Origin of the sequence: Kibdelosporangium persicum (assembly GCF_013280595.1) — a bacterium.
GTDB lineage: Bacteria > Actinomycetota > Actinomycetes > Mycobacteriales > Pseudonocardiaceae > Kibdelosporangium > Kibdelosporangium persicum.
In genome coordinates this window covers 291,730-313,517 of the sequence record NZ_JAAATY010000006.1, presented here as the reverse complement: position 1 = coordinate 313,517, position 21,788 = coordinate 291,730, and the positions used below count along the sequence as shown (strand labels likewise).

Below are 21,788 nucleotides of genomic sequence, written 5' to 3'. Positions count from 1 at the left end.
GTGACCAGGACCAGCTTTGAGCACGCCGAGGCCGAGGTTCATCGCCTGATCAAGGACTACACCAGCATCCTGCCCGCGCCTCGGCTCGAGCGACTGACCAGTGCGTGGGCCGCGATGGCTGATCAGGTGGCGCGAGAGACCCACCCGGCGAGACTTCGTGATCTCCACGCGCTGACGGGCCGCCTGGGTGTCCTGCTCGCCTACACCCGCCAAGACCTCGGACACGCCGCCGCCGGGGCGCGTCAGGCGGCGCTGGCCGGTCGCCACGCGGAACTGGCCGGCCACGACGAACTGCGTGTGCACGCCAGGACCGTCCAGGCCAACATTCTCTTCTGGGACGAACAGCCTGCCGCTGCGCTGGCCCTGGTCGAGCCCGAACTCCCGACGGCGCCCGTCGCCAGACGAGCCGGCTTGCTCTACAACCAGGCGCGTGCCCGAGCCGCCATCGGCGACCGCGGCACGGCACTGGAGGCGCTCAGGCACGCACAGGAGTACGTCGACCGGGCGCCGGTGGATTCGCTGTGGGGCGGCACGTCCTTCGAATGGCGTCCGGCGTCCGGGCTGCTGCTCGCGGCGTCCACGCACGTGCGCCTCGGCAACGGAGCCGACGCGGCCGAACTCGCCGAGCGGTGCCTTGCCGCCTACCAGGCCCGGCCGCGGGGTGAGAAGCCGAGCAACGCCGACATCCGCGCCCTGCTCGAGCTGACCAGTGCCCGGGTCCTGACCGAGGACCTGGACGCGGCTGACGAAGCACTGCGCCCGGTGTGCACGCTCGAACCCGGGCGACGAACCGAAAGGCTCGTGCGGCGCGTGCGGTTCGCTGAGCGGACAGTGGCCGCTTCCCGCTTCGCGCACACCCCGGAAGCGCAGGTACTGCTGGACCAGACTAGTGATTTCACCAGTTCCGCACTGCGCGCGAGGAGCGGGCATTCGGGCGGGACATGAACAAAAAAGGGTGTCGCGCTCGACCAGCCTGGGGGTTACCGGGAGCGCGACACTGAGGAAACGGTATCTCTGTTGGCGGTTCTTGTCCACTCCCCGGCGATCACGTGTCTGGCCGAGTTTCCCACGGACCTTGCTGACCAGTGCGAAGCGCTGGCAGGAAGTCGCCACCGGGCCCGCGCCGATGCGCCGCGGAAACCGGTGCGCCGGACCGGCCGGACGATGCGATCGATTGCCGCCGTCTGCCACCCTCGTGAGTGTTTATCAGGGTTAGAACACGGATAAACACTCACGAGGGAAATTCTGCTTCACCGAACCGTTGGTGCGACAGCTGAACGTGGCCTCACGCGCGTCCGGCCGAGCAACAGCGCGATGATGCCGAGGATCGACAGGCCGAGCGCCATCGCGTACGCCGTTCGGTAGCCGAACTCCTGCGCGACACCGAGCAACGGTCCGGCGACCATGACGCCGAGCGTGAGCGTGTTGCCGTACATGGTGGAGGCGAACCCGGGCCGGTCCGGTGCCAGGGACTGGAAGTACGTGATGCCGACGCCCATCACCGCGGAGATCACGATGGCGCTGAGCACCTGTGCCGCGGCGATCTGCCAGACCGCGGTGGTGGCCAGCATGATGCCCTGGTACGCCAGCGCGACCGACGCGCCGAGCAGGATGATCAGGTGCTGGTCGTACTTGGTGGCCAGCGTGCCGAACCACAGGATCAACGGGATCTCCAGCGCCGCGCACAGGCCCAGCACGAGCCCGGCGTCACCGGGCGAGCCGTGCAGCACGTCGGTGATGAACAACGGCATCGCGTTCACCCCCAACGCGGAACCGCCTTGCAGCAGAACGAACCCGACGATCGCCAGGCTCATCTGACGGCGCAGCGCTCCGCGCTCGATGTTGTCCTCCGTGGCCGTGTGCGTCACGCCCAGTTCGGGCAGCCGGACCGTCACCAACGCCACGGCCAGGTAGAACGCGGCCGAGGCGATGAACAGCCCTTCGAAGCTGGCCTTGGACACGATCACCGCGCCCAGGGGCGGACCGCCGACCCAGGCCAGCGAGAGCACCGTCCGCAGGATGCTGACGGCGAAAGGTGCTTTTCCGGCGTTCGTGCGTTCCATGAACTGGTGCGCGTAGGCGAACATCTGCGAGAGCACCGATCCGGCGATGGCCAGCAACGTGATCGAGACGATCAGCAGCAGCCAGTACTCGCGGACGACCGTGAAGACCGCGAAGCCGGCCGTCCCGGCCGCTCCACCGGCGACGAGCAGGTTGCGCCGGATCGCCCGGGAGTCGGACCACCGCCCGAGCAGCGTGCCGATGACGAGTCCGGCCATGGGCGACGCGAACATGAAGACGCCGAGTGCGGCAGGGCCGGCGCGTAGCTCGTCGGTGATGAACAGCGCCATGAACGGCATGCTCAGCGACATGGCGGTGCCGACGAACAGGCTGACCGAGGCGAGGGGGAGGAGGGATCGGATGTTGAGCGAGGGTCGGACGGCGCTCGCGGTAGTCACCCGATCATCCTCACCCGCCGGGCGCCGACTGGTCCAAACCTTTTCCGCCGTCCGTCCTCAGCTGAATTCCTTGCGCACCTGGGGAAGCACCTCGGTGCCGAGTAGTTCGATGGCGTTCATCACAACCGGATGCGGCACGCCCGACCAGTCCATCTGCATGGCGTACCGGTCGGCGCCGACGAGCTTGCCGACGGTGATCAACCGGTCGGCGATCTCCTGCGGACTGCCCACCAGCAGCGAGTTGGCGTCGCGCGTGTACTCGTCGTAGTGCGCGCGGGTCGGCAGCGGCCAGCCGCGCGCTTCGGACCCGTACCGCATGGTCTCCATCCAGTACGGGAAGAACGTCTCCTTGGCGTCCTGCGAGTTCTTCGCGATCAGCCCGACACCGCCCATGGTGACGTGCAGGTCCTCCGGCGCGTGCTCACCGGCCTCGCCCGCCCGGCGGTACAGGTCGACCAACGGCTTGAACCGCTCGGGCTGGCCGCCGATGACCGCGTAGACGACAGGAAGCCCCAGCAGCCCGGTCCGGACGGACGACTCGGGGTTGCCGCCCGTGCCGACGGAGATCCGCAGCCTGCGGTGGTACGGCCGGGGCAGCACCCGGACGTTGTCCAGCGGCGCCCGGAACCTGCCCTCCCACGTGATTGGGTCCTCACGGTCCAGGTGCAGCAGCAGGGCGAGCTTCTCCTCGAAGAGCTCGTCCTAGTCCTCCAGGCTCGCGCCGAACAGCGGGAACGACTCGGTGAACGACCCGCGCCCGGCGAGCAGTTCGGCACGTCCCCGGCTGAGCTGGTCCAGCGTGGTGAACTGCTGGTAGACCCGCACCGGATCCTCGGTGCTCAGCACGGTCACAGCGCTGGAAAGCGTGATCGTCTCGGTGATGCTCGCGGCCGCGGCGAGCACGGTGCCCGGATTGGAGATGGCGTACTTGTCGAGGTGGTGCTCGCCGAGACCGTAGAACGACAGCCCGACCTGCTCGGCCAGCTTGATCCGTTCAAGGGTCTGCGCGAGCGTGTCGGCGACCGAGACCTGCTCGCCGGTGACCGGGTCGGGCGTGCGGTCGCCGAAACTGTAGATGCCAAGCTCCATGGCCGCCGCAACAAGTCAAATCAGGTGACTATTCCCGTCACAGCGCGTGGGTCGCGACCAGGTGGCCGATCTGCCGGATGTCGGCGCCGCCCCGGAACTCCAGGCGGACCATGCCCAGCCCGCTGAACCACAGGTCAAGTTCGGCGTCCAGGTCGAAGGTGCCGGCCGTCTCGATCGAGAACGCCTGGATCTTGCTGTACGGCAGGGAGGTGAAGTCACGTTTCTTGCCGGTCATGCCCTGGACGTTCACGGCGATCAGCCGTTTGGTCGTGAACACCACGAAGTCCCGGACGGTCTTGAAGGCCAGGACGATCTGCTCACCGGGGATGATGAGCGGCGCGACCTCGGGCCCGACGTTCTCCACCCGGGCCGGGGTGAGCTTGAAGACGGCGTTCTTCTGAAAGTCGATCACTGCGCACAGCCTAGCGATCACGCCTTCGGCCGCGCGGACGGCCTGACGAGCGGATCAAAGGCATTCGGCCAGTACGGCCTCCATGATCTTGCGGGGCAGGGCGGGGTTCGCGGCCGCGGCCTCCGCCACGAGCAGGTCCGGGTCGTCCAGCAGTCCGGTGGCGACGTCCGGGGGGAGGTTCGGGTGCCGGGCGGCGTGCCGGCGGGCGGCCGGAACCCGGAGGCACAGCATCAACGTGTCGGCGTCGGTGTTCGGGTGTTGGGCGATCTGCGGGCACACGGCCTCGGCCCGCCGGGCGAGCGAGTGCAGCAGCGCGGGGGAGCAGCGGGGGTTCTTGGCGGCGACGAGCGCCTGCACCACGGGCAGGTCGGGGTCGGCGATGAGCCGGTCGACCACGTCACGGGGCAGGTTGTCGTGCAGCCCGACCAAGGCACGCACCTGCCAGGACGGGGACGCGGCGAGGCTGCGCAGTTCCGCCGGGTTCGCCGCCGCGACGCGGGGCAACAGGACCGGGGGCAGGTCGGCCGTGGTGGCGATCTCGGCCAGCAGTTCGACCGGCACGACCGGGTTCCAGGCCAGTTCGGGACGGACGGCGCGGTCGTCCGCGAGTGTCCACAGCAGACCTTCCGGGACGGCCGGGTTGCGGGCCAGGTACAGCCGGACCCAGAGCCGTTTGTCGGTCGCGAGCTGGTGGTAGACCCACTCGGGCAGGTCGGTCCGGCGGGCCAGCACCTCGCCGGTCGACTCGATGGCCGGCGCGTCGGCCATCTCGGGTACCTCGGTTCTGGGCACGCCGAACAGGTCCTCTCCGGCGTCGAGTTCACCGCTGGTCACCGCGACCAGTTTGTCCAGCAGGTGCTCCGGCAGATTCGGGTTGTCCGCCAGTCCGCAGAGGTGTGCGAGGTATCGGTCCTCGTCGGCCAAGTTTTTCGCCTCCGCCCGGTGGATGCCGGCCGGTCGGCCGGGTCCGCCCCATGCGGAACATTTCAGAATGCCCGTGGCCTTGCCCAGAGGCAACCGCCATTCGTACTAGCATGTCGGGCGTGCCAGCATCGTGCCCGTGTGATCCAGGCAAGTCCTACGACGACTGTTGCGGCGTGTTGCACCGTGGAAAGGCGACGGCGAGCACGGCTGAACAACTGATGCGGTCCCGCTTCAGCGCGTACGCCGTCGGAGACAAGGACTATCTGCTCAGGACGTGGCACTCGACCACACGCCCCAAGACGGTCGCGTTCGATCCGGCGCTGCGCTGGACGCGCCTGGAGATTGTTGGCACGACCGGCGGCAGCCCGTTCCACAAGGTCGGCACGGTCGAGTTCCACGCGCACTACCAGACGAACGGCCGTGCGGACGTCATGCACGAGAACAGCACCTTCTCCCGTGAGAACGGGCAATGGGTTTATGTGGCGGCAGAGTGATCCCAGGCTGAAGCGTCAATTGCGGCTCCACGTTATTCGAAATCGACTACCTTCGAATGGCGTGGGAAACGCGGTAATCCAGCATGCGGATCCGCGCCGCGGATAGGAGAATCGTGGCGTGGCAGCGGTGAAACGGGTGACCTTGACGATCGTCGGGGGCGCGCTTGTGCTCGTGGGCGCGGCGCTCCTGGTGTTGCCGGGACCGGGCCTGTTGCTCGTGCTGGCCGGGCTGCTGATCCTGGCGGGGGAGTTCCCCACGCTGGAGAAGTACGTCGACCCGGTCCGTGACCGAGCGATGAAGGCGGCCGAGGACAGCGTGTCGACGCCGTTGCGGATCGCCTGGTCGGTGCTGGCCGGCCTGTCGTTGATCGCGGCGGGCATCGTCTGGGGCACGGTCGACGCACTGCCGCTCAGCGGCTGGAGCACGGGATCGAGCCTGATCCTGTCCGGGATCGTGCTGTTCGTCCTGCTCGGCTGGAGCTACCGCAAGGTCCAGGCGAAAAGGAAGAGCCCCAGGTAGCACCCAGGGCCCCTCCTCCCGTGTCCACCTTTCCGACACCCCGTGTCCACCACTCCGGCACCCTGAGTTGCACTGTGCGGCACCGCGAGTTCGCTGCGCCGCTCGCCAGCTCACCTCGCCATGCCGGAGCCGGTGGACACGCGCCTAGATGAAGATCCCGAAGTCCCGGTTCGCGGTGGCGAAGTCCTGGAAGCCGAGGCGTGCTCCGGCCGCGCGGGTGACGGTGCCGTTGGCGATCACGCCGCCGGACGTGTGCGAGTAGACCGATCCGCCGCTGTCACCGCCGCGGGCGGCTGGCTGGCCCTGCGTCTGCTCGGCCTCGACGAGGTCCTCGGCGTCCTGCCAGAAGAAGATCACCTTCAGGTTGCAGACCGGGCCGCCGGTCTGCTCCGCGCTGGTCACGCCGGACTGGCAGAGCATCTGGCCGACGAACACGTGACCCCAGTTGGTCACGGTCACCGTCGAGTTGCTGTCGCCGTTGCCGACGTACATCTGGTTGGTCGAACTGGACGTCGGGATCACCGAGATGTCGTGGTCGTCGCGTGTCGAGCCGACGTTGCCGATGAACTGCCCGGTGCGGTCGGCGATCCGGTGGCCGCTCTGCCCGCAGTGCTCGGCCGACAGCACGAACCGCGCGCCCGAGCCGTTGCGCACTCCGAATCCGGAGGTGCAGATCGTGCTGTTGGTCTGGTTCCAGATGCCCGCTCCGCCTTTCCACGGCGGCGCGTCGTCCTTCCGGGACTTCGTCGTCATCGGTTCCTCGTGCACGACCCGGATCGGCACTTCGGACGGGATCGCCGCCGAGTTCGTCAGCACCCCGGGATATGCGGCGAGGACGAGTCCGCTGCCGTCGCCCGGGTTTTTGACGCCGTAAACGCCGGACTCGGGATGTTCCTTGCGCCATGTTTCGAGCTTTTTCGCGGCCGCGGTCAGCTCCCGTTGGGAATGGGCGGCCGGTGCCACGCGGACCGGCGCCTGGACCGACGCCCGCCGCACGACCTCGCTGATCGAGCGGGGTACGCCGCCCTTCCACCAGAGCATGACCTCCTTGTCCGCCAAAGTGATTCCGGCGAAACCGGGATGGTCGGCGGCCGCGCCGCGCAGCACTTCGGCCGCGGTGACCAACGGCCGTTGGTTCAACGACTTGAGCTCGCCCTCAGTCCAGTTAGTTTGACTGGCATACGAACTAAGTCCGCTTATTGTGAGAGAAGCGGTCAACGCGATCGTCAGAACGATTCCAACGCGCATGGAAGTACACCTCGCCTGCAGGGGTTGACGAGTGGCAATACCTTCCCATACTGGCAGAATTGGTGTCGCGGTGACAATCGACACGAGTGGACAGAATTCTTATCGCCCGCATTCGGCGAGTTCACGCGAGGCGAAACGGCGCCACCCGGGATGCGTGCCGCGCCGCCAGGGTTCATGCTGTCACGCGTGACCATGGATCCAGTTGTGCGCGCGGCGATCGACGCCGCCAACAAGAACGACCTCGCCGCGTTCCTGGCGTGCTTCACCGAGGACGGTGTGGTGGACGACTGGGGGCGCGAGTTCCGCGGCGCCCAGCGGATCACCGAGTGGAGCGACAACGAGTTCATCGGAAAGAAGGTCAGTCTCGACGTGACCGAGGTCGACGAGCGGGACGGCGAGACGGTGGTCACCGCGCAGGTCGGCGGCGACGGCTTCCACGGCCCGAGTCACTTCTCCTTCCGGGTCGAGGGGGACAAGGTCGCCCGGATGACCATCCGGGCCTGACGTGCGCCTGCCTCGTTTCCTGCTCGCCGGGGTCCTGCTGTACGTCTCGCTGTTCGTGCTGGTCGCCTTGTTCACGGCGCCGGTCGGTGCGATCGCGGCGATCGTGTTCTGGCCGCTGTGGTACGCGGTCGCCACGGTGAACGCCGCGGTCGGCGTGTTCGCGGCCGGGTACAAGATCGGCGAGGAGGCCGCGGTGATGGCGGCGGTCTTCGGCATTCCCGCGGCCGTCGCGGGCGTCGGCTGGCTGGCCAGCGCGCGGTGGTGGGCAGGCGGCCCGCTGATCCTCAGTGGACGGACCGCGTTCGTGCTCGGCGCGGGTGTGCTGCTGTGGGCGGCCATCCGCGTGTTGAGCGGCCTGCTGACGGCGAAACCGAGCGGCACGGCGGCGCTGGTCTTCATGCCGCTGTGGTTCCTGTTCTGCCTGGCCAACCTCCTGGTCGGGGTGATCGTCGCGGGCTACGGCGTCGGCGAGGAGATCCCGATCCTGCTGCTGAACTTCGCGGTGCCCGCGGCGGTGTCCGTGCTGGCCCTGCGGTTCTGAGCGGTTCTGCCGGACCCTCTTGGTACGTTGGTCCCGCCTGCGGGCAGCAGGTCCGGTGCATGGGGTGCGGTTGCTTCCGGGCGCTGGCGGAGGTGCGGGGTTCAGCACGCTCGCGAGTGGGCGAGATCCGGCCCGTCACCCGCTCGACCTCGGACCTGGTGGGAGGCGGCGAAGGACGGGATCTGGCCGTGGCGAACCGCCCGCGAGTCCACTGTGGAGGGACGAGGTGGGCGTCAGAGCCGGAGCAGTCCGGCGTGGACGCGTTCGAGCAGGTCCATCGACGGCCGGCTGTCCACGAGTTCGAGTTCGTGGACCTGGATCAGGCCCAGCTCGACCACGTCGGCGATCAGCACCCTGGCCGCGCCGAGCGGGAGTCCAAGGTGGACGGCCAGTTCGGCGGTGGACTGCGGGGTCTGGCAGGCCAGGCAGATCGCCCGGTGGTCAGCACGGAGAGTAGCGAGGTCTACCGGCCATCCGGGTGAATACGACAGCAGCGTCTCGAGTTCGAGTGAGTGCACTGGACGCGTTCGGCCGCCTGTGCGGGTGTACGGGCGTACCAGTCTGCGGGGCTCGGCGTCCCCGGCCTCGAAGGCCTCGAAGTCGGGTTCGTCGTCCTGTGCCGGGGTCACGGGTTCCAGGTAGGGCTGGGTCGAAGGCTGTTCTTGCTGGTGCACAGCGACTTTCTCCACTGGCGAGTGCAGTTGGAAGTCATGGTCGGCCCCAGGTCGGTAGTCGCCCCATCCTTCGAAGGACAGTCCGTTGAGCTGACGGTCGTCGCTCATGACGGAATTCACCACCCGCGTTGGTCAAACGAGGGTGTGAGTTTAAGTTGGTTTCAGATTGTGACGCAATGGTTCATCTGGGTTTTCGTTTGGCTGACGTAGTTGGTTAGTTTGTCACTCGCACGGTAGCAGTGGATCACCGTCCACCCAAGACCCGTTCGGCTGATCGAGCCGCGTCCGCCCGGCTCGTACCGTGAACGGATGCCGTTACACAGGTGGAAAATCGGTCTTGTATCCGCGTTGGTGGGCGCGCTGCTGATGCCCACGCAGGCCGCGGCCGACACCCGGCCGACGGCGGTCGTGTCCCTGGGGGACAGTGCGATGTCCGGCGAGGGCGCCGGCGACTACGAACCCGGAACCCGCGGGGAGAACGGCAACTGGTGCCACCGGTCGACCCGCTCGATGATCCACCGCACCCAGCTCGCCCAGCGCACGTTCAACCTCGCGTGCTCGGGTGCGGACTCGGCCAACGTCTCGCTGGCCGACACCACCCACTACACGGAAGGGTCGCAGGCCAAGCGCCTGATCGACATCGCCACGGCCAACCGCGTGACCATGGTGATCGTCCAGGTCGGCGCGAACGACGAACCGGCGTTCGCCGACACGATGGTCGACTGCATCAGGGAGTGGTTCAACCCGCTCAGCGCCGGATGCGCCCCGAAGCTGCGCCAGCAGTGGCCGCAGCGGCTGGCCGCGATGGCGCCACGGGTCGAAGCCGCGTTGGCCGACGTGCGCACCGCGATGAGGCAGGCCGGGTACGCGGATTCCGCGTACGCCCTGGTGCTGACCTCCTATGCGTCGCCGCTCACCGAGAAGATGGACCCGATCCTGCACGGCCCGCAGGGCTGTCCGTTCAAGTTGCCGGACGCCAGGTACGGCCGGACCGAGGCTGTGCCGCAGTTCAACGCGGCGCTGCGAGGCGTCGCCAGCCGCGCCGGGGTCCGGTTTCTGGACTTGTCCCGTGCGACCGAAGGCCATGAGGCGTGCAGTGGCGGCGGCAACCCGTCCGGCGAGTGGCAGCGGCGGATCACCGTGGACCCGTGGGCCCTCGTGACCGGCGGACTCGACGCGATCGGGCTGCACCTGGCGCAGGAATCCTTCCACCCGAACGCCGCCGCGCACGCACAACTCGGCAGGTGCGTCACTCAGTTCGTGCTCAGCGGCGCGAACTCCGCGCGGTGCGTCATCGGCAGTGACGGCAACCTGAACGCCGTCACCTGACGGCCATCACCGGGTGGTCGCCGTGACCGACCCGGTCGAGCGGCCGGCGATGACCTGCTGGATCTTCTGGCACTCGTCGGCACGCTCGGCCGCGGCCTGCATCTCGGCCGAGTTCAACGCGGGCTGGTCCAGCGGGTTCTTCACCGACCCGAGCGAACTCATCTCCTTGGTGACGTCCTGCACCGCCGCCGCGACGGCCTGCTGGTTGTTCACGTCGGTCGCGTCCAGCCTGGCCTTCGACCTGTCGACGCTCTGCTTCATCTGCCCGAAGGTGGTCTTCAGGTCGTCGACCGCCGCCTGCCCGTCCGGGACGCCGGCCGTGTCGACGTCGTTGAGGTCCTGGGTCGCCTCGGTCAGGCCGTTGGACAGCGTCGTCAACTGGGTCTTGAGGGAGTTCACCGCCGCCGCCGGGCTGCTGGTGTCAGGCCGGTAGCCCGCCGCGGGCACGATGAACTTCGCGACGGCGCCGCACAGGTCATTCGCGAAGCCGACCTTCTGCGGGTCCGGCGCGGCCGATCCGGTCGTGGTCGGCGTCGTTGTGGCGGGCGGCGTGGACTGCTGGCCGTTTCCGCTGCATGCCGCTGTGACCAGGCCGAATCCGGCCACCAGGGCGATGATCGTGCTGCGTGCGGCCCGCATGTCGACTCCTTGCCGTCGTCCGGTTCCGGTGCGCTCCGGGTTCCCGGGAAGAATTCCGCTCAATCTTTTTGCCCGGTGATGTCGATCCACGCCGGTGTGGATCGACGAGGAGGTGAAGGTACCCACCGGGCAGAGGGAGAGAGAACGATGAGGGCAGGACGACGTGAGTGGCTGGGGCTGGCGGTTCTCGCGCTGCCGACGCTGTTGCTGGCGCTGGACATGAGCGTGCTGCACCTCGCGGTCCCGCACCTGGCCGCCGATCTGCGGCCGAGCAGCACCGAGCTGTTGTGGATCATCGACATCTACGGGTTCCTGATCGCCGGGTTCCTGGTCACGATGGGCACCGTCGGCGACCGGATCGGCAGGCGAAAACTCCTGATGATCGGCGGCGCGGCGTTCGGGGTCGCGTCCATCGCGGCCGCGTTCGCCACCAGCCCACAGATGCTGATCGCCGCACGGGCGGGCCTCGGCATCGCGGGTGCCACGCTGATGCCGTCCACCCTGGCGCTGATCAGCAACATGTTCCAGGACGCCAAGCAGCGCGGCACGGCGATCGCGGTGTGGATGAGCTGCTTCATGGGCGGCATGGTGATCGGCCCGGTCGTCGGCGGTGTGCTGCTGGAGAACTTCCACTGGGGCACGGTGTTCCTGATGGCCGTCCCGGTGATGGTGCTGCTGCTGGTGTCTGCGCCTAAGCTGCTGCCGGAGTACAAGGACGCCGACGCGGGCAAACTCGACCTGGCCAGCGTCGCTCTGTCGCTCGGTGCGATCCTGCCGGTCATCTACGGCCTGAAGGAGATCGCGAAGGACGGCCTCGGCCTGACCAACGTGGTGGTGCTGGTCGCCGGTCTGCTGGTCGGCACGGTGTTCGTGCGACGTCAGCGCACGCTGGCCGCGCCGATGCTGGACCTGTCGCTGTTCAAGGTCCGCAAGTTCAGCGCGGCGTTGAGCATCATGCTGGTCGGCGCGACCACCATGGGCGGGCTGTTCCTGCTGCTGAGCCAGTACCTGCAGATGGTCGCCGGGCTGACCGCCGCCGAGGCCGGATTGTGGCTCGTCCCGCAGGCGTTCGCGGTGGTGATCGGCTCGCTCGTCGCGCCGAAGCTGGCGCAGCGGTACCGCCCGGAGTTCGTGCTGGGCTTCGGAACGCTCGTCGCCGCCGGTGGCATCCTGCTGTTCACGCAGGCCGAGGGCCCGGGCGGACTGTTCGCCGTCGTGATCGGCCTGTCGGTGGCCGGTTTCGGGATGGGCCCGCAGGGCGTGCTGTGCACCGAGATGGTGGTCGGTTCGGTCCCGCCGCAGAAGGCCGGTGCCGCGTCGGCGATGTCCGAGACCAGCGCGGAGTTCGGGATCGCCATGGGGATCGCGGTGTTCGGCAGCATCGGCACGGCCGTGTACCGCGGCGAGGTTCCGGCCGGCACGCCCGACAGCCTCGCCGGTGCCCTGGACGCCGCGGCCCAGCTGCCCGGCCCCGCGGCGGAGAGCCTGATCAGCGTGGCACGGGACGCGTTCACCTCGGGCCTGCACACCGTGGCCGGTATCGGCGCGACGATCGTGGTGGTGTTCGCCGTCGTGGGGATGGTGGCGCTGCGCAAGAAGACCGAAAAACCCGAAGACCTGGTGAATGCTTGATCTCCTGGCCACCACGCCGCTCTCCGCCTCGCCGCGGAGAGCGGCTCCCGCGTTCTCACAGGAAGACCGGCGAGCCCGTTCCAGCACCCCGAGTTGCGCGTTCCAGCACCCCGAGATGCCCGTTCCGGCACCCTGAAATGCGCGTTGCGGCACCCTGAAATGCGCGTTGCGGCACGTCGAGTTGCGCTTCCCGGCCGTCTGGGGAATTTCACCGTGCCGGAGTGTGGCTTTCGGGGTGTCGGAGTGTGGCTTTCGGGGTGCCGGAATGGTGGACACGCCGGGGTCACACGTGGTCGGGGTGGCCTGGTGTGGTGCGCTCCTTCTTCATCTCGGCCTCGAAGATGTGCCGGGCTCCGTCGAGCAGCTTGTTCCGGACGAGCTTTTCGAGGTCACGGAACACCTGGTAGTAGCTGTCGTCGTACTCCTCGACGATCTGGTACGTCCACCTGCCCGGCAGCACGTTGCGGCCGACGAGCTCGTGGTCGAGCTGGTCGGCCAGTGCCACGTGCCCGGCCTCGCGCAGCAACTCGACGGCCCGCCCGAGCTTCATGTCGGCGCTGCCCGTGAGCTGGTGGAACGAGTACAGGTGCCCGCGGGCGCGTTCCGTGGTCTCCAGCGCCTCGGTCAAGGCACCGACGGCCTCGACGGTCTCACGTCGTGTCATGGCCGGGGTATTACCCAGCGATTTTGCCGGTGAACCACCGGTCGAGCCGCGCCAGTGCCTCCGTGGTCGCGGCGAACGCCTCCGTGCCGATCGCGGCCCGCATCTCGTCGTTGAACTGGTCGATCGCCGGGCGCACACGGTCCAGCGCCTGTTTGCCGCTGGAGGTCAGGTCGAGGGCAATCGCCCGGTACTGGCGGGGATGCGCCCGCTTGGTGATCAGCCCGGCGTCCACCAGCCGGGTGACCATCGAGGTGATCGCGGATTCACGCTGGCCCAGCGTGTGCGCCAGTTCCTGCTGGGTGATGCCGGGCTGCTCCCGCACGGCGAACAACGCGCCCAGTTGCGCGCTGGTGATGCCGGCCGCGCCCAGGCAGCGCCGGTCGGCCGCGACCCGGACCTGATGCGCCGCCCGTTGAAGCATGAAGTACAGCCGCTGGTCCGTCATGGCCTCAGATCTTGACAAAGAACCGTCACCGGCACATCCTCACTTCACTAGTGAAGTGAGGAGATCGGGATGGACTTCGAGTACGCCAGGAAGGGCCTGGCGCAGCAGCCCTTCAGCGTGTTGGTCGGTGCCCGGCTGGTGTCCTTCGGCGACGGCGAGGCCGTCATCGAAATCGACGCACGCGACGACCTGCGTCAACAGAACGGCTATCTGCACGGCGGAGTCGTGTCGTACGCGGCCGACAACACGCTGACCTTCGCGGCGGGGTCGGTCCTCGGGCCCGCGCTGCTCACCGCCGGGTTCACCATCGACTACGTGCGCCCGGCCGACGGAACCACGCTGCGGGCCGAGGCCAAGGTCGTGCAGTCCAGCAAGTCGAGGGCGACCTGCCGGTGTGAGATCTACTCGGACGGCGAACTGTGCGCAGTCGCCCAGGGGACAGCCGTCAGACGATGAAGCTCACGTCCGGATGCTCCACGGACGGACCACGCAGCAGAGAACTGTCCCGGCCACGAAGGTGCAGGTCGAAGAAGGCCGTCAGGTAGGCACGTTGGGCGGCGATCGACCGCGCGGGCGGCACGCTGCCGAGCTCGCCGCGGTAGTCGAAAGCGGGATAACCTGCCCGGATCGACGGGTAAAGCGCCTGGTAGTCGCAGAACGAACCCCACGTCGAGCCGTTGAGCTGGATGTTGAGTTTCCAGCCGGTCAACCGGGGCCAGAACGCCTGCCACGCCGGATTGTCCCGATGGTTGTTCGGCGCTTCGGTATCGCTGAACTGCAGGAACGGCACGGAACCCGCCGACGTCACCCACGGCCCGATCACCTCCGGCACTCCGGCGACAGCGTCGATGCCGATGCCCTGACTGGCTGCGTGCAGACCGGCCACGCCGCCGCCGACCATCCCGAAAACGCCCACTGTGGACACATCGAACCGCGCCCGCAACCTCTTGAGCACGAAGGCCATGTCGTCGGCACGGCTGTGCAACGTGCGCTTCTGCTTGTCCAGCACGTCAGCCGGATCGCCGAAGTCAGGCGTCGCCTCAGGCTTGATCTTCTCCAACCGTCCGCCAGGAAACTCCACCGCCAACGCCTCATGGGTGCCTTCGGTGGTCACGACGACGTAGCCCCGGCTGGCCAGTTCCTCGACCAGCAGAGTGGCGTAGGACCGGATCTCCAAGTGCTTGGGCGAGAACAGGATCATCGGACGCCGCCCCGGCAGCACCGGCGCGCCCTGATGCGCGTGCGTCCGGATTCCTGACCAGTCCAGCACCTTGCGAGGGACGCTGGCCAGCGTCAGGCGCTGGTACTCCTTGGCCACCAAGGGGGACTGGTATCGGGCCAGGGGACAGCGGCGCACGGTGCGGGCCGGATACCAGACGCTGACCATCAACTCGCGATACGGCCGCTTCGGCAACCAAGGATCACATCGCGTCCGATCAACCAGGTGCAGGTCGACCCGGCCGATGTCATGCGGGCCGGTCGGCGGAACCAAAGCCGGGGTCACGGCCGTGGCTGCCGCAGCCGGAACACCGGAACCCAGCAAGGCCACTCCGGCTCCGGCGAGCAGAGCTCGTCGCTTCATCACCATGACGCCAACCTGCCAGGAGAAGCGGCGGGTTCCCTCCCGCGCGGGAGGGAACCCGCTCACTCCAATTACCTAATCGAGCAGGTAAGCGTCGAGAATGGTCTGCTGCACGGTGTTGCCCTGGTCATCGGCTGCGCTGGCGCGCAGTGACACCGAGGGAGCACCAGCGGGGTGGTACAGCAGCAGGAAGTCGTCGAACAAGGCGGCTTTCTCCCACGTCGTCCCTCGGTCGTAGGAAACCTCGGTCGACGTGAGGTGCGGCGTGGAGCCGGTGCCTGCCTGCGGCTGCACGTGAACTGGGACGGCGAACACGATCCCGGCCTTCGCCCTGTCCGACGCGTCCAGCTTCGGCGTGTAGCGGATCGCCGAGACCGGCAGTGCGGACACGCCCGTGCTGTGGTCTGACTGGAACGTCCACGACGCCGAGACGTGCGTGGACGTGGTGTGGCCGGTTCGAGTGGCCTCGGCGATGAGCTCGTACTTCGCAGACCCCCGCGGAATCACCGACCGGACGTACCCGGCTTCCGGGCTCTCGGAGACCAACGCGCCGTCGCGGTACAGCTTGGTGGAGGCGTTCTCCGCCACGGAGAACCCGGCGTTGCCCGCGCCGTCGCCGAAGAGCGGGACGTTGGCCACGAACAAGTCGCCCCGCTGCTGCACCCAGGGATCGAGTTTGTTGTCCGGGAAGGACGGACCGAAAACGCCGTAGTAGAACGGTTCCGTGTACGTCTTGCCGGGCGTGTACGACCTCGGCGGTCCGTCGAGCCCGCCACCGTGGCCGTTGTCGTCGAACACGTTCATCCGGCGCGCCCAGTCCGCGTTCTCGCCACCGTAATACTCAGTGCGTGGACCAGGTGTGAAGTTCGTCAGTGCGCCAAGGCCCCAGTGACCGCGGTCGTGTGGTGAGGACGTCACGCCGATCGTCGCGGTCTCGCCGGACCGCAACGGCCCCACATCGACTTTCACCGTGGCCAGATCGCTGTGCCTGATCTCCTTGTCGATGCCGGAATGAGTGTGCCCCTTCGTGTACCAGGCCAGGCCGTAGGTGTCGTTGTGGACAGTCCATGTTGTACTCAGCTGGCCGAGTACCTCGGTGGAATCCGGTCCCAAGTGCTGAAGTCCGACGTGGTCGGCACTGCCACCGAAGGACAAGTTGGACACCTGGTACCGCTCCGGTCCGGAGATTCGCTCGAACCCGACCTGTAGCAAGGACAGCTCCGCGCCGTCGACCGGCAGCTTGATCGAGACCGGTTTGCCGAGGCGCGCGTCGAAATCGATCGTGGTCGGCCCGGAGATGGTGAGGTCCGGGTAGTTCAGCACGTCATGCGTGTACGGATCACCGCCGAGGATGGCGCCGGACAGCACGTACCGCCCCTTGGCAAGGCGTTGTTCGAGCCTGCCTTCCATGGTGGAGTTCGGGAACACCCGGTCGCCGGTGTCCACATTGATCAGGAATGCCGACGCGTAGTCCGCGGGCGCACCGTTGCGGCCGATCGCGTTGAGCGTCAGGTCGTAGCTCTCGACTTCGAGGTCGACCTCGATCGCGGTCCGGACACGCTGCCCGCCACCGGTGGCCACGACGGCACCACCGAACTGGCCGCCGTCCGGGGCGTTGCGGATCTCCGCCGTGGCGAGAGCTGTCGCCGTGCCACCGGCTGGAACAACCAGCTGGGACGGCGTGATCGAGAACAGCTCGGCGGGCGCGTTGGTCTCCATCAGCAGGTCAAGCGTGATCGGTGCCTGACTGTCGTTGGTGTACGTGATCTCCTGGGTGACAGCGGGCCGGCCGGCGTGCGGCCAGCGGTGCTGACCGAAACTCGCGCTGCTCGGCTCGGCGCTCACGGTTTGCTTCAGCGCCGCGGCGGAATCCACGCGTCCCGCCCCCTGCTGGAACGGCGTCAGCCCGGCCGTCGGCGTGCTCGAACCGACCAGACGCGCCTTGAGCTGCGTGCCCGTGAGCTCAGGATGTTGCTGGACAAGCAAAGCCGCCGCACCGGCGGCGTGCGGCGTCGCCATCGACGTGCCCGACAACGCCGTGTATCCGTCGACGACCGGGGCGCCGATCCGCTTGGCCGCGTGCAGTGCGGCCACGATGTCCACGCCAGGACCGGTGAGGTCCGGCTTGATCATGCCACCGCCCTCACGCGGTCCACGGCCGGAGAATTCGGCGATGTCGTTCTCACGATCGACGGCCCCGACCGTCAGGGCGGCGTCCGCGCTGCCCGGCGAGGTGACCGTGGCGCTGCCGGGACCGTAGTTGCCCGCCGCGATCACGAACAGCGTGCCGTACTTGGCCGACAGCGTGTTCACGGCCTCTTCGAGGGGATCGACCTCGGGGCTGTCGAATCCGCCGAGGCTCATGGTGATCACGTCGGCGCCCTGCCCTGCGGCCCACTGCATGCCCGCGATGATCGCGGAGTCGGCGCCGAACCCGTTGTCCGCGAGCACTTTCACGTCCAGGATGGCGGCGTCCGGCGCCACCCCGCGGAACCTGCCGCCCGACTTCGCGCCCGTTCCGGCGACGATCGAGGCGACGTGCGTGCCGTGCCCGTAGCGGTCGACGGCATCCGGTGACCTGGTGAAGTTCTTCTCGCCGACTTCACGTGACGCGAGGTCCGGGTGCGTCTGGTCGACGCCGGTGTCGAGCACCGCGACCGTGACCCCTTTGCCGGTGTAGCCCGCCTGCCACGCCGCCGGTGCTCCGATCTGCGGAACACTGCGGTCCAGGGTCACGGTCCGTTTGGCGTCCAGCCAGACCTTCCTGAGTCCCCCGGACTTCGCGGTACTCCACACGTCTGTTCCGGTGGAGGTGAGCGCGACGGCGTCGATGGCAGGCAGGTCGGCGGTGACCTGCGCGGTCAACGGCCGTTGCCCGGCTTGGTATTTCACGATCACCGGCACATCGCCCTTGCCGTACCCACTGGCGCGCAGCTCGGTGACGTCGAACAGCCGCTCGTCGAGAACCCCCTTGGCCAGCAACGGCATCGCATCGGCGGGAACGACAAAACTGTGTCCCCTGGACTGGTACACGGTGAAGTTCTGCCGTTCCCGGCCCGGCGCGGGCTTCAGGTACCGCGGAGTTCCTTGTGCGCCGAGGAAAACCTGGTCACCGCTGAGCAGCGTGACCGCCTCGGCGGCCCCGCCGGGCGGTTCGGCGTACGCCGCCGTCGGCATCAGAAACACTGATGTCAGAGAGAAAACGACGGCGCCAACCGCAGGGCCGCGATACCGACCGCGCACGAGTGCCTCCAAGTGATCACTTGTACGCGGACAGTATTGCGCTGTTCAAGCCGTCCACAAGAGCCGGGCGGACCACACCGCCTTGGTCGGTTCGCCATCACCAGTTGCCACTGGTCCGCCTGGCCGGCCGGGTGGTCAGTGCCCGAACCGGGGCGTCTTGAGCAGGAGCAGGGTGTCCTCCGGGCTCATGGCCAGTTGGCTGACGTGGTCGAGCGCACGCCGGATCGTCGCGGTGCGCTCGAGGTCCTGCGTGTCCTGGAGGCCGACGAGGCTTTCGCTGAAGGCCGCGTCCGGCTCGTTCGGATCGTCGAAGGAAAGCAGGACGACCGATCCGTGCAGCCCTTCGTGAAGGATATTGCGCTGCGGTACGACCTGGATTGTCACATTGGGAAGTTCCGCACGATCGATCAGCGCCTCGCGTTGTGCGCGATTCACGCCCTGGCGAAGCACGGGTTCGTGAATCAATGCGTGCAGCGTGAGTTGTGGTTCGGTGCAGAGGCGTTCCTGCTGACGCATTCGCAGGTCGGTCAACTTCTTGACCGTGCGCTTGTTGATGCTGAGAGTGGCGCGGGCGTACTCCTCGGTCTGCAACAGGGTGGGAATGTGGCCGAGCTGGAATTCGTATTTGACGTCGGCCTCGTCCTCCATGCGGACGTACCGAGTGTCCTCGAGGTGGAAATCCCGCCACCACGCGCGCTGCCTGGCAAGCTCCCACAGTTCGAGGTACGGGCCGTAGTCGCAGCTCAGCACGCCGTACGCGTCCAGCAGCATGACGAGCTCGTGGTACGTGGGCAGCTGACGCCGCTCGATCCGGCTGAGCTTCTTGAACTCGATGCGGACGCGTTCGCCCGCCTCCTCCTGCGTCAGCCGGTTGTCCTCGCGCAGCCTCTTGAGCTCGCGCTGCAGTTGACGGCCGTAATAGTTCGGTTCCGGGGTGATGCCTGCCATGACTCTTTCTTTCGCATAAATGGAAATCCCGCAGATGAGATTCGCAATTCCGAGAATCTCGACTCGCAGCGCGAGGTGCCGGTCGATAACCGGGCACGGAGAAACTAGTGGATGTACGTGCGCGGTTGTCATCACCTAATCGTGTACTGTGGACACTTACCTGAATTGCGGCAGGATGAATGGCATGGAAGACACCGAAGACCTGAGCCCCGGCTCATTGGTCCGGCGCTGGCGGCTGGGAAAAAGACTGCGAATGATGCGGGTGGAAGCGGGCAGGACGATGGACGAGGCCGCGGCCTACATCGGCGTGAAGCGCCCGACGATCAGCCGGATCGAGACGGGCAGGCAGGCGATCCTGGCGCGCAACGTGAAGTTCCTGTGCCAGCTCTACGACGTCGGTGCGCCGGAGGTGGACATGCTGATGCGCCAGGCGGACGAGTCGAACGAGCGCGGCTGGTGGGCGTCCTATTCGGACACGATGCCGGACTGGTTCGAGACCTACGTGGGCTTCGAGGCCGACGCGAAGGAGATCTGGCTCTACTGTTCGGAGTTGGTACCTGGCATCTTGCAAACGGCTGGTTACCAGCGCGCACTCAAGCAGGCCAGGCGGGGATCAGTCGACGAGGAGGGGGTCGCCTTCCGGTTGGAGCGGCAGCGGCGCCTGGCGGACCGGCAGCCGCGCCTGCGCATTGTGCTGAACGAGGCTGTGCTCCGCAGGAAGGGCTGCGACATGGACAAGCAGATCAGCCACCTGACTGCGGTGTCGAAGCGCACGAACGTGTCCCTGCAGGTGCTGACGTTCGATTCAGGTCCGCATGCCGCGATGCGGGGACCCTTCAACATGTTGACCTTGCCGGAGGAACCAGCGCCTAACCTGGTGTACCTCGAACACAATGATGGGGCTGTATACCTGGAGCGCCCAATCGACCTAGCGAAGTACTCCGCTGCGTTCGAATCTTTGACCAAGCAGGCACTTTCGGCTGAGGACACGCGGGACTTCCTGGCTACCCTTGCCTAGTACTACCTGGGCAAGCAGGAAGGAACGCTGCGGTGGAGCTCAACCGTGCGTGGAGGAAGAGCAGTTTCAGCGGCGCCAACAATGGCAACTGCGTCGAGGTGGCGTGGCGCAAGAGCTCGTTCAGCGATGCCGACAACGGTGACTGCGTTGAGGTCGCCCTTGGCCCCGGCGTTGTCGGTGTCCGTGACAGCAAGAACACCGTGCACACTCTGATGTTCGGCGCCGCTCAGTGGCGTGCGTTCATCACACGTCAATCCTGAAGATCTGCCTCGAACCGCCTTCCGGGCCCGGCTCGGTCATCGGACCGGCCGTGTAGCCGAGTCGCTCGTAGAACTCGCGCGACTCGGCGCCCGGATGGTCCGGCCCGAAGGTGACCACTTCGATCGTCCCCGGGCCGACGACGAAGCGCCGCACGGCCTCGTCCAGCAGCGCACGCCCGATCCCCTGACCGCGTGCCTTCTTCGAGACGACCAGCCAGTCCACGTGATAGTTCGGCGCACTCGGGTCGAACAGCAGCCCGCCCAGGATTCCCTCGGCCACCAGGGCCGTCGACCGGGCGATGTGCGTCCTGACCGCCCGGTGGAATCCGGGTTCGGCCACCATCGGCCCGAACCAGTCCTCGACCTCCGCCGCCAAACCGAGAATCCCGGAAACGTCCTCTTCCACCGCGAGCCTGATCACCGAGGCAAACTACCGATCAGCCTGATCAGCTGCCAGGTCGCCTCATCGCCACCGACGGCGTGCTGAGCCTGCCGCACCACCACGGGCAACGGCAGCCTGCCCGGATCGTCCAGCACGGCTTGGAAGTACGGCTGGTTCGGACGTGCCTCCAGCGCGTGCCGGGCGTACTCGACCGCCAGGGCTTGCGCGTGCTCGGCACTGACCTCGTCCATCAGGTTGATCAGCACCTGCGGGTCCACCTTCTCGGCGGTCGCCACGAGGTGCGTCAACTGCCAGGTCGCTTCCTGCCCGCCGGTGCACAGCCGGACCACCTGCTGGGCCTCCGCCGCGACCGTCCGCACCGTGAGGTTCTTCAACTCGCCGCGGCTCAGTCCTTCCCGGACCAGGTCACGCTGCCAGCACACCGACACCGCCAGCACCGCGACCCACATGATCTCCTCGGCGAGCCTGCTGCCGTGCACCCGGATCTTCGCGTGCGCGTCGCTGGCGTCGGCGAGTGCCGTCATGCTCGCTTCGCCACTGAACAACGCCTTCGCGGCCCGCAGATAGATCGTCGAAAGGTCCTGTTGCTCAGGTGTCAGCTCCGCGGCGCACACGTCGAGGACATGTTCGGCGAACGCCAGGGACAACACCTTGCCGCGCAGCGGGTCGACCGTCCGCAACTGCTGGTCCAGCACCTTGACGACATTGACCACGAGCCGGATTGTGCCACCCTTTTCTTCATCGAATCAGCGCGGAGGGA

Annotated in this window: 23 protein-coding genes and 1 pseudogene; 10 read left to right on the top strand and 14 right to left on the bottom strand. The window is 67.4% G+C overall.

Annotated features, from left to right (window positions below; translation table 11 throughout):
* Positions 1–945 carry a hypothetical protein gene (locus tag GC106_RS14270; protein ID WP_173129619.1) on the top strand — a complete coding sequence of 315 codons (945 nt, stop codon included), beginning with the start codon at positions 1–3 and terminating at the stop codon, positions 943–945.
* Between the two features lie 305 nt (positions 946–1,250).
* Here the strand turns inward: GC106_RS14270 and GC106_RS14265 are convergent, their stop codons facing one another.
* The 4 genes and pseudogenes from GC106_RS14265 to GC106_RS14250 all read right to left on the bottom strand — a co-directional run bounded on the left by GC106_RS14265 (position 1,251) and on the right by GC106_RS14250 (position 4,884).
* A complete protein-coding gene (locus tag GC106_RS14265) occupies positions 1,251–2,459 on the bottom strand; it encodes a sugar efflux transporter (RefSeq protein ID WP_312872643.1) in 1,209 nt (402 codons plus the stop codon).
* A gap of 57 nt (positions 2,460–2,516) precedes the next feature.
* Positions 2,517–3,548 (bottom strand): annotated as a pseudogene (locus GC106_RS14260) (LLM class flavin-dependent oxidoreductase).
* A gap of 37 nt (positions 3,549–3,585) precedes the next feature.
* Positions 3,586–3,960: a PH domain-containing protein gene (locus GC106_RS14255; protein WP_173129616.1), complete on the bottom strand. Its 375-nt coding sequence runs from the start codon at positions 3,958–3,960 to the stop codon at positions 3,586–3,588.
* A gap of 54 nt (positions 3,961–4,014) precedes the next feature.
* Positions 4,015–4,884 carry a hypothetical protein gene (locus GC106_RS14250; RefSeq protein ID WP_173129614.1) on the bottom strand — a complete coding sequence of 290 codons (870 nt, stop codon included), beginning with the start codon at positions 4,882–4,884 and terminating at the stop codon, positions 4,015–4,017.
* 110 nt (positions 4,885–4,994) lie between these two features.
* On the opposite strand from GC106_RS14250, the gene GC106_RS14245 reads away from it, so the two are divergent.
* Together GC106_RS14245 and GC106_RS14240 are read left to right on the top strand one after the other, a co-directional pair.
* The gene (locus tag GC106_RS14245) at positions 4,995–5,378 is read left to right on the top strand and encodes a YchJ family protein (RefSeq protein ID WP_173129612.1); all 384 of its coding nucleotides are present in this window, start codon (positions 4,995–4,997) and stop codon (positions 5,376–5,378) included.
* A gap of 118 nt (positions 5,379–5,496) precedes the next feature.
* A complete protein-coding gene (locus GC106_RS14240; RefSeq protein WP_312872642.1) occupies positions 5,497–5,898 on the top strand; it encodes a PGPGW domain-containing protein in 402 nt (133 codons plus the stop codon).
* Between the two features lie 144 nt (positions 5,899–6,042).
* On the opposite strand, the gene GC106_RS14235 is transcribed toward GC106_RS14240, so the two are convergent.
* Positions 6,043–7,038: a chymotrypsin family serine protease gene (locus GC106_RS14235; protein WP_173129610.1), complete on the bottom strand. Its 996-nt coding sequence runs from the start codon at positions 7,036–7,038 to the stop codon at positions 6,043–6,045.
* Between the two features lie 300 nt (positions 7,039–7,338).
* Between GC106_RS14235 and GC106_RS14230 the strand changes: the two genes are divergently transcribed.
* Together GC106_RS14230 and GC106_RS14225 are read left to right on the top strand one after the other, a co-directional pair.
* On the top strand, positions 7,339–7,650 hold the full coding sequence (locus tag GC106_RS14230) for a nuclear transport factor 2 family protein (RefSeq protein WP_246365721.1): 312 nt from the start codon (positions 7,339–7,341) through the stop codon (positions 7,648–7,650).
* 1 nt (position 7,651) lies between these two features.
* On the top strand, positions 7,652–8,191 hold the full coding sequence (locus tag GC106_RS14225; protein WP_173129606.1) for a hypothetical protein: 540 nt from the start codon (positions 7,652–7,654) through the stop codon (positions 8,189–8,191).
* A 233-nt stretch (positions 8,192–8,424) separates the two neighbouring features.
* On the opposite strand, the gene GC106_RS14220 is transcribed toward GC106_RS14225, so the two are convergent.
* Positions 8,425–8,973, bottom strand: a complete 549-nt coding sequence (locus GC106_RS14220) for a DUF742 domain-containing protein (protein ID WP_173129604.1) — start codon at positions 8,971–8,973, stop codon at positions 8,425–8,427.
* 201 nt (positions 8,974–9,174) lie between these two features.
* Here GC106_RS14220 and GC106_RS14215 point away from each other — a divergent pair, with 201 nt between their 5' ends.
* Complete coding sequence (locus tag GC106_RS14215; RefSeq protein ID WP_173129601.1) at positions 9,175–10,194, top strand: GDSL-type esterase/lipase family protein; 1,020 nt, start codon at positions 9,175–9,177, stop codon at positions 10,192–10,194.
* A 6-nt stretch (positions 10,195–10,200) separates the two neighbouring features.
* Here the strand turns inward: GC106_RS14215 and GC106_RS14210 are convergent, their stop codons facing one another.
* Positions 10,201–10,833, bottom strand: coding sequence for a hypothetical protein (locus GC106_RS14210; protein ID WP_173129599.1), 633 nt, complete (start codon positions 10,831–10,833; stop codon positions 10,201–10,203).
* 147 nt (positions 10,834–10,980) lie between these two features.
* On the opposite strand from GC106_RS14210, the gene GC106_RS14205 reads away from it, so the two are divergent.
* The gene (locus GC106_RS14205; RefSeq protein ID WP_173129596.1) at positions 10,981–12,465 is read left to right on the top strand and encodes an MFS transporter; all 1,485 of its coding nucleotides are present in this window, start codon (positions 10,981–10,983) and stop codon (positions 12,463–12,465) included.
* Positions 12,466–12,748: 283 nt separating this feature from the next.
* On the opposite strand, the gene GC106_RS14200 is transcribed toward GC106_RS14205, so the two are convergent.
* Both GC106_RS14200 and GC106_RS14195 read right to left on the bottom strand, forming a co-directional pair.
* Positions 12,749–13,129: a hypothetical protein gene (locus tag GC106_RS14200; protein WP_173129593.1), complete on the bottom strand. Its 381-nt coding sequence runs from the start codon at positions 13,127–13,129 to the stop codon at positions 12,749–12,751.
* A gap of 10 nt (positions 13,130–13,139) precedes the next feature.
* Positions 13,140–13,574 (bottom strand): MarR family winged helix-turn-helix transcriptional regulator, encoded by a 435-nt coding sequence (locus GC106_RS14195; RefSeq protein WP_173129590.1) that lies wholly within the window; start codon positions 13,572–13,574, stop codon positions 13,140–13,142.
* Between the two features lie 69 nt (positions 13,575–13,643).
* Between GC106_RS14195 and GC106_RS14190 the strand changes: the two genes are divergently transcribed.
* Positions 13,644–14,030 carry a PaaI family thioesterase gene (locus GC106_RS14190; protein WP_173129587.1) on the top strand — a complete coding sequence of 129 codons (387 nt, stop codon included), beginning with the start codon at positions 13,644–13,646 and terminating at the stop codon, positions 14,028–14,030.
* On the opposite strand, the gene GC106_RS14185 is transcribed toward GC106_RS14190, so the two are convergent.
* The 3 genes from GC106_RS14185 to GC106_RS14175 all read right to left on the bottom strand — a co-directional run bounded on the left by GC106_RS14185 (position 14,020) and on the right by GC106_RS14175 (position 19,479).
* Positions 14,020–15,156 carry an alpha/beta hydrolase gene (locus GC106_RS14185; protein ID WP_173129584.1) on the bottom strand — a complete coding sequence of 379 codons (1,137 nt, stop codon included), beginning with the start codon at positions 15,154–15,156 and terminating at the stop codon, positions 14,020–14,022. The two genes, GC106_RS14190 and GC106_RS14185, sit on opposite strands and share 11 nt — an antisense overlap.
* A 75-nt stretch (positions 15,157–15,231) precedes the next feature.
* Positions 15,232–18,333: a S8 family peptidase gene (locus GC106_RS14180; protein ID WP_173129581.1), complete on the bottom strand. Its 3,102-nt coding sequence runs from the start codon at positions 18,331–18,333 to the stop codon at positions 15,232–15,234.
* Positions 18,334–18,534: 201 nt separating this feature from the next.
* On the bottom strand, positions 18,535–19,479 hold the full coding sequence (locus tag GC106_RS14175; RefSeq protein ID WP_173129578.1) for a helix-turn-helix domain-containing protein: 945 nt from the start codon (positions 19,477–19,479) through the stop codon (positions 18,535–18,537).
* 52 nt (positions 19,480–19,531) lie between these two features.
* Between GC106_RS14175 and GC106_RS14170 the strand changes: the two genes are divergently transcribed.
* Positions 19,532–20,365 carry a helix-turn-helix domain-containing protein gene (locus GC106_RS14170; RefSeq protein WP_173129576.1) on the top strand — a complete coding sequence of 278 codons (834 nt, stop codon included), beginning with the start codon at positions 19,532–19,534 and terminating at the stop codon, positions 20,363–20,365.
* A 32-nt stretch (positions 20,366–20,397) separates the two neighbouring features.
* Entirely contained in the window at positions 20,398–20,625 is a 228-nt protein-coding gene (locus tag GC106_RS14165; RefSeq protein ID WP_173129573.1) for a DUF397 domain-containing protein, read from the top strand.
* On the opposite strand, the gene GC106_RS14160 is transcribed toward GC106_RS14165, so the two are convergent.
* The gene (locus GC106_RS14160) at positions 20,609–21,046 is read right to left on the bottom strand and encodes a GNAT family N-acetyltransferase (RefSeq protein WP_217280479.1); all 438 of its coding nucleotides are present in this window, start codon (positions 21,044–21,046) and stop codon (positions 20,609–20,611) included. The genes GC106_RS14165 and GC106_RS14160 overlap by 17 nt on opposite strands.
* Complete coding sequence (locus GC106_RS14155; protein ID WP_173129570.1) at positions 21,043–21,741, bottom strand: hypothetical protein; 699 nt, start codon at positions 21,739–21,741, stop codon at positions 21,043–21,045. The genes GC106_RS14160 and GC106_RS14155 overlap by 4 nt, the downstream gene beginning before the upstream one ends.
* Positions 21,742–21,788: the final 47 nt, after the last annotated feature.

Excerpts from the sequence above, each read along its gene's own strand:
- GC106_RS14245 (WP_173129612.1), top strand. The coding sequence starts at position 4,995 with ATGTCGGGCGTGCCAGCATCGTGCCCGTGTGATCCAGGCAAGTCCTAC.
- GC106_RS14230 (WP_246365721.1), top strand. The coding sequence starts at position 7,339 with ATGGATCCAGTTGTGCGCGCGGCGATCGACGCCGCCAACAAGAACGAC.
- GC106_RS14220 (WP_173129604.1), bottom strand. The coding sequence starts at position 8,973 with ATGAGCGACGACCGTCAGCTCAACGGACTGTCCTTCGAAGGATGGGGC.
- GC106_RS14215 (WP_173129601.1), top strand. The coding sequence starts at position 9,175 with ATGCCGTTACACAGGTGGAAAATCGGTCTTGTATCCGCGTTGGTGGGC.
- GC106_RS14210 (WP_173129599.1), bottom strand. The coding sequence starts at position 10,833 with ATGCGGGCCGCACGCAGCACGATCATCGCCCTGGTGGCCGGATTCGGC.
- GC106_RS14205 (WP_173129596.1), top strand. The coding sequence starts at position 10,981 with ATGAGGGCAGGACGACGTGAGTGGCTGGGGCTGGCGGTTCTCGCGCTG.
- GC106_RS14200 (WP_173129593.1), bottom strand. The coding sequence starts at position 13,129 with ATGACACGACGTGAGACCGTCGAGGCCGTCGGTGCCTTGACCGAGGCG.
- GC106_RS14195 (WP_173129590.1), bottom strand. The coding sequence starts at position 13,574 with ATGACGGACCAGCGGCTGTACTTCATGCTTCAACGGGCGGCGCATCAG.
- GC106_RS14190 (WP_173129587.1), top strand. The coding sequence starts at position 13,644 with ATGGACTTCGAGTACGCCAGGAAGGGCCTGGCGCAGCAGCCCTTCAGC.
- GC106_RS14185 (WP_173129584.1), bottom strand. The coding sequence starts at position 15,156 with ATGAAGCGACGAGCTCTGCTCGCCGGAGCCGGAGTGGCCTTGCTGGGT.
- GC106_RS14180 (WP_173129581.1), bottom strand. The coding sequence starts at position 18,333 with ATGCCGACGGCGGCGTACGCCGAACCGCCCGGCGGGGCCGCCGAGGCG.
- GC106_RS14175 (WP_173129578.1), bottom strand. The coding sequence starts at position 19,479 with ATGACAACCGCGCACGTACATCCACTAGTTTCTCCGTGCCCGGTTATC.
- GC106_RS14170 (WP_173129576.1), top strand. The coding sequence starts at position 19,532 with ATGGAAGACACCGAAGACCTGAGCCCCGGCTCATTGGTCCGGCGCTGG.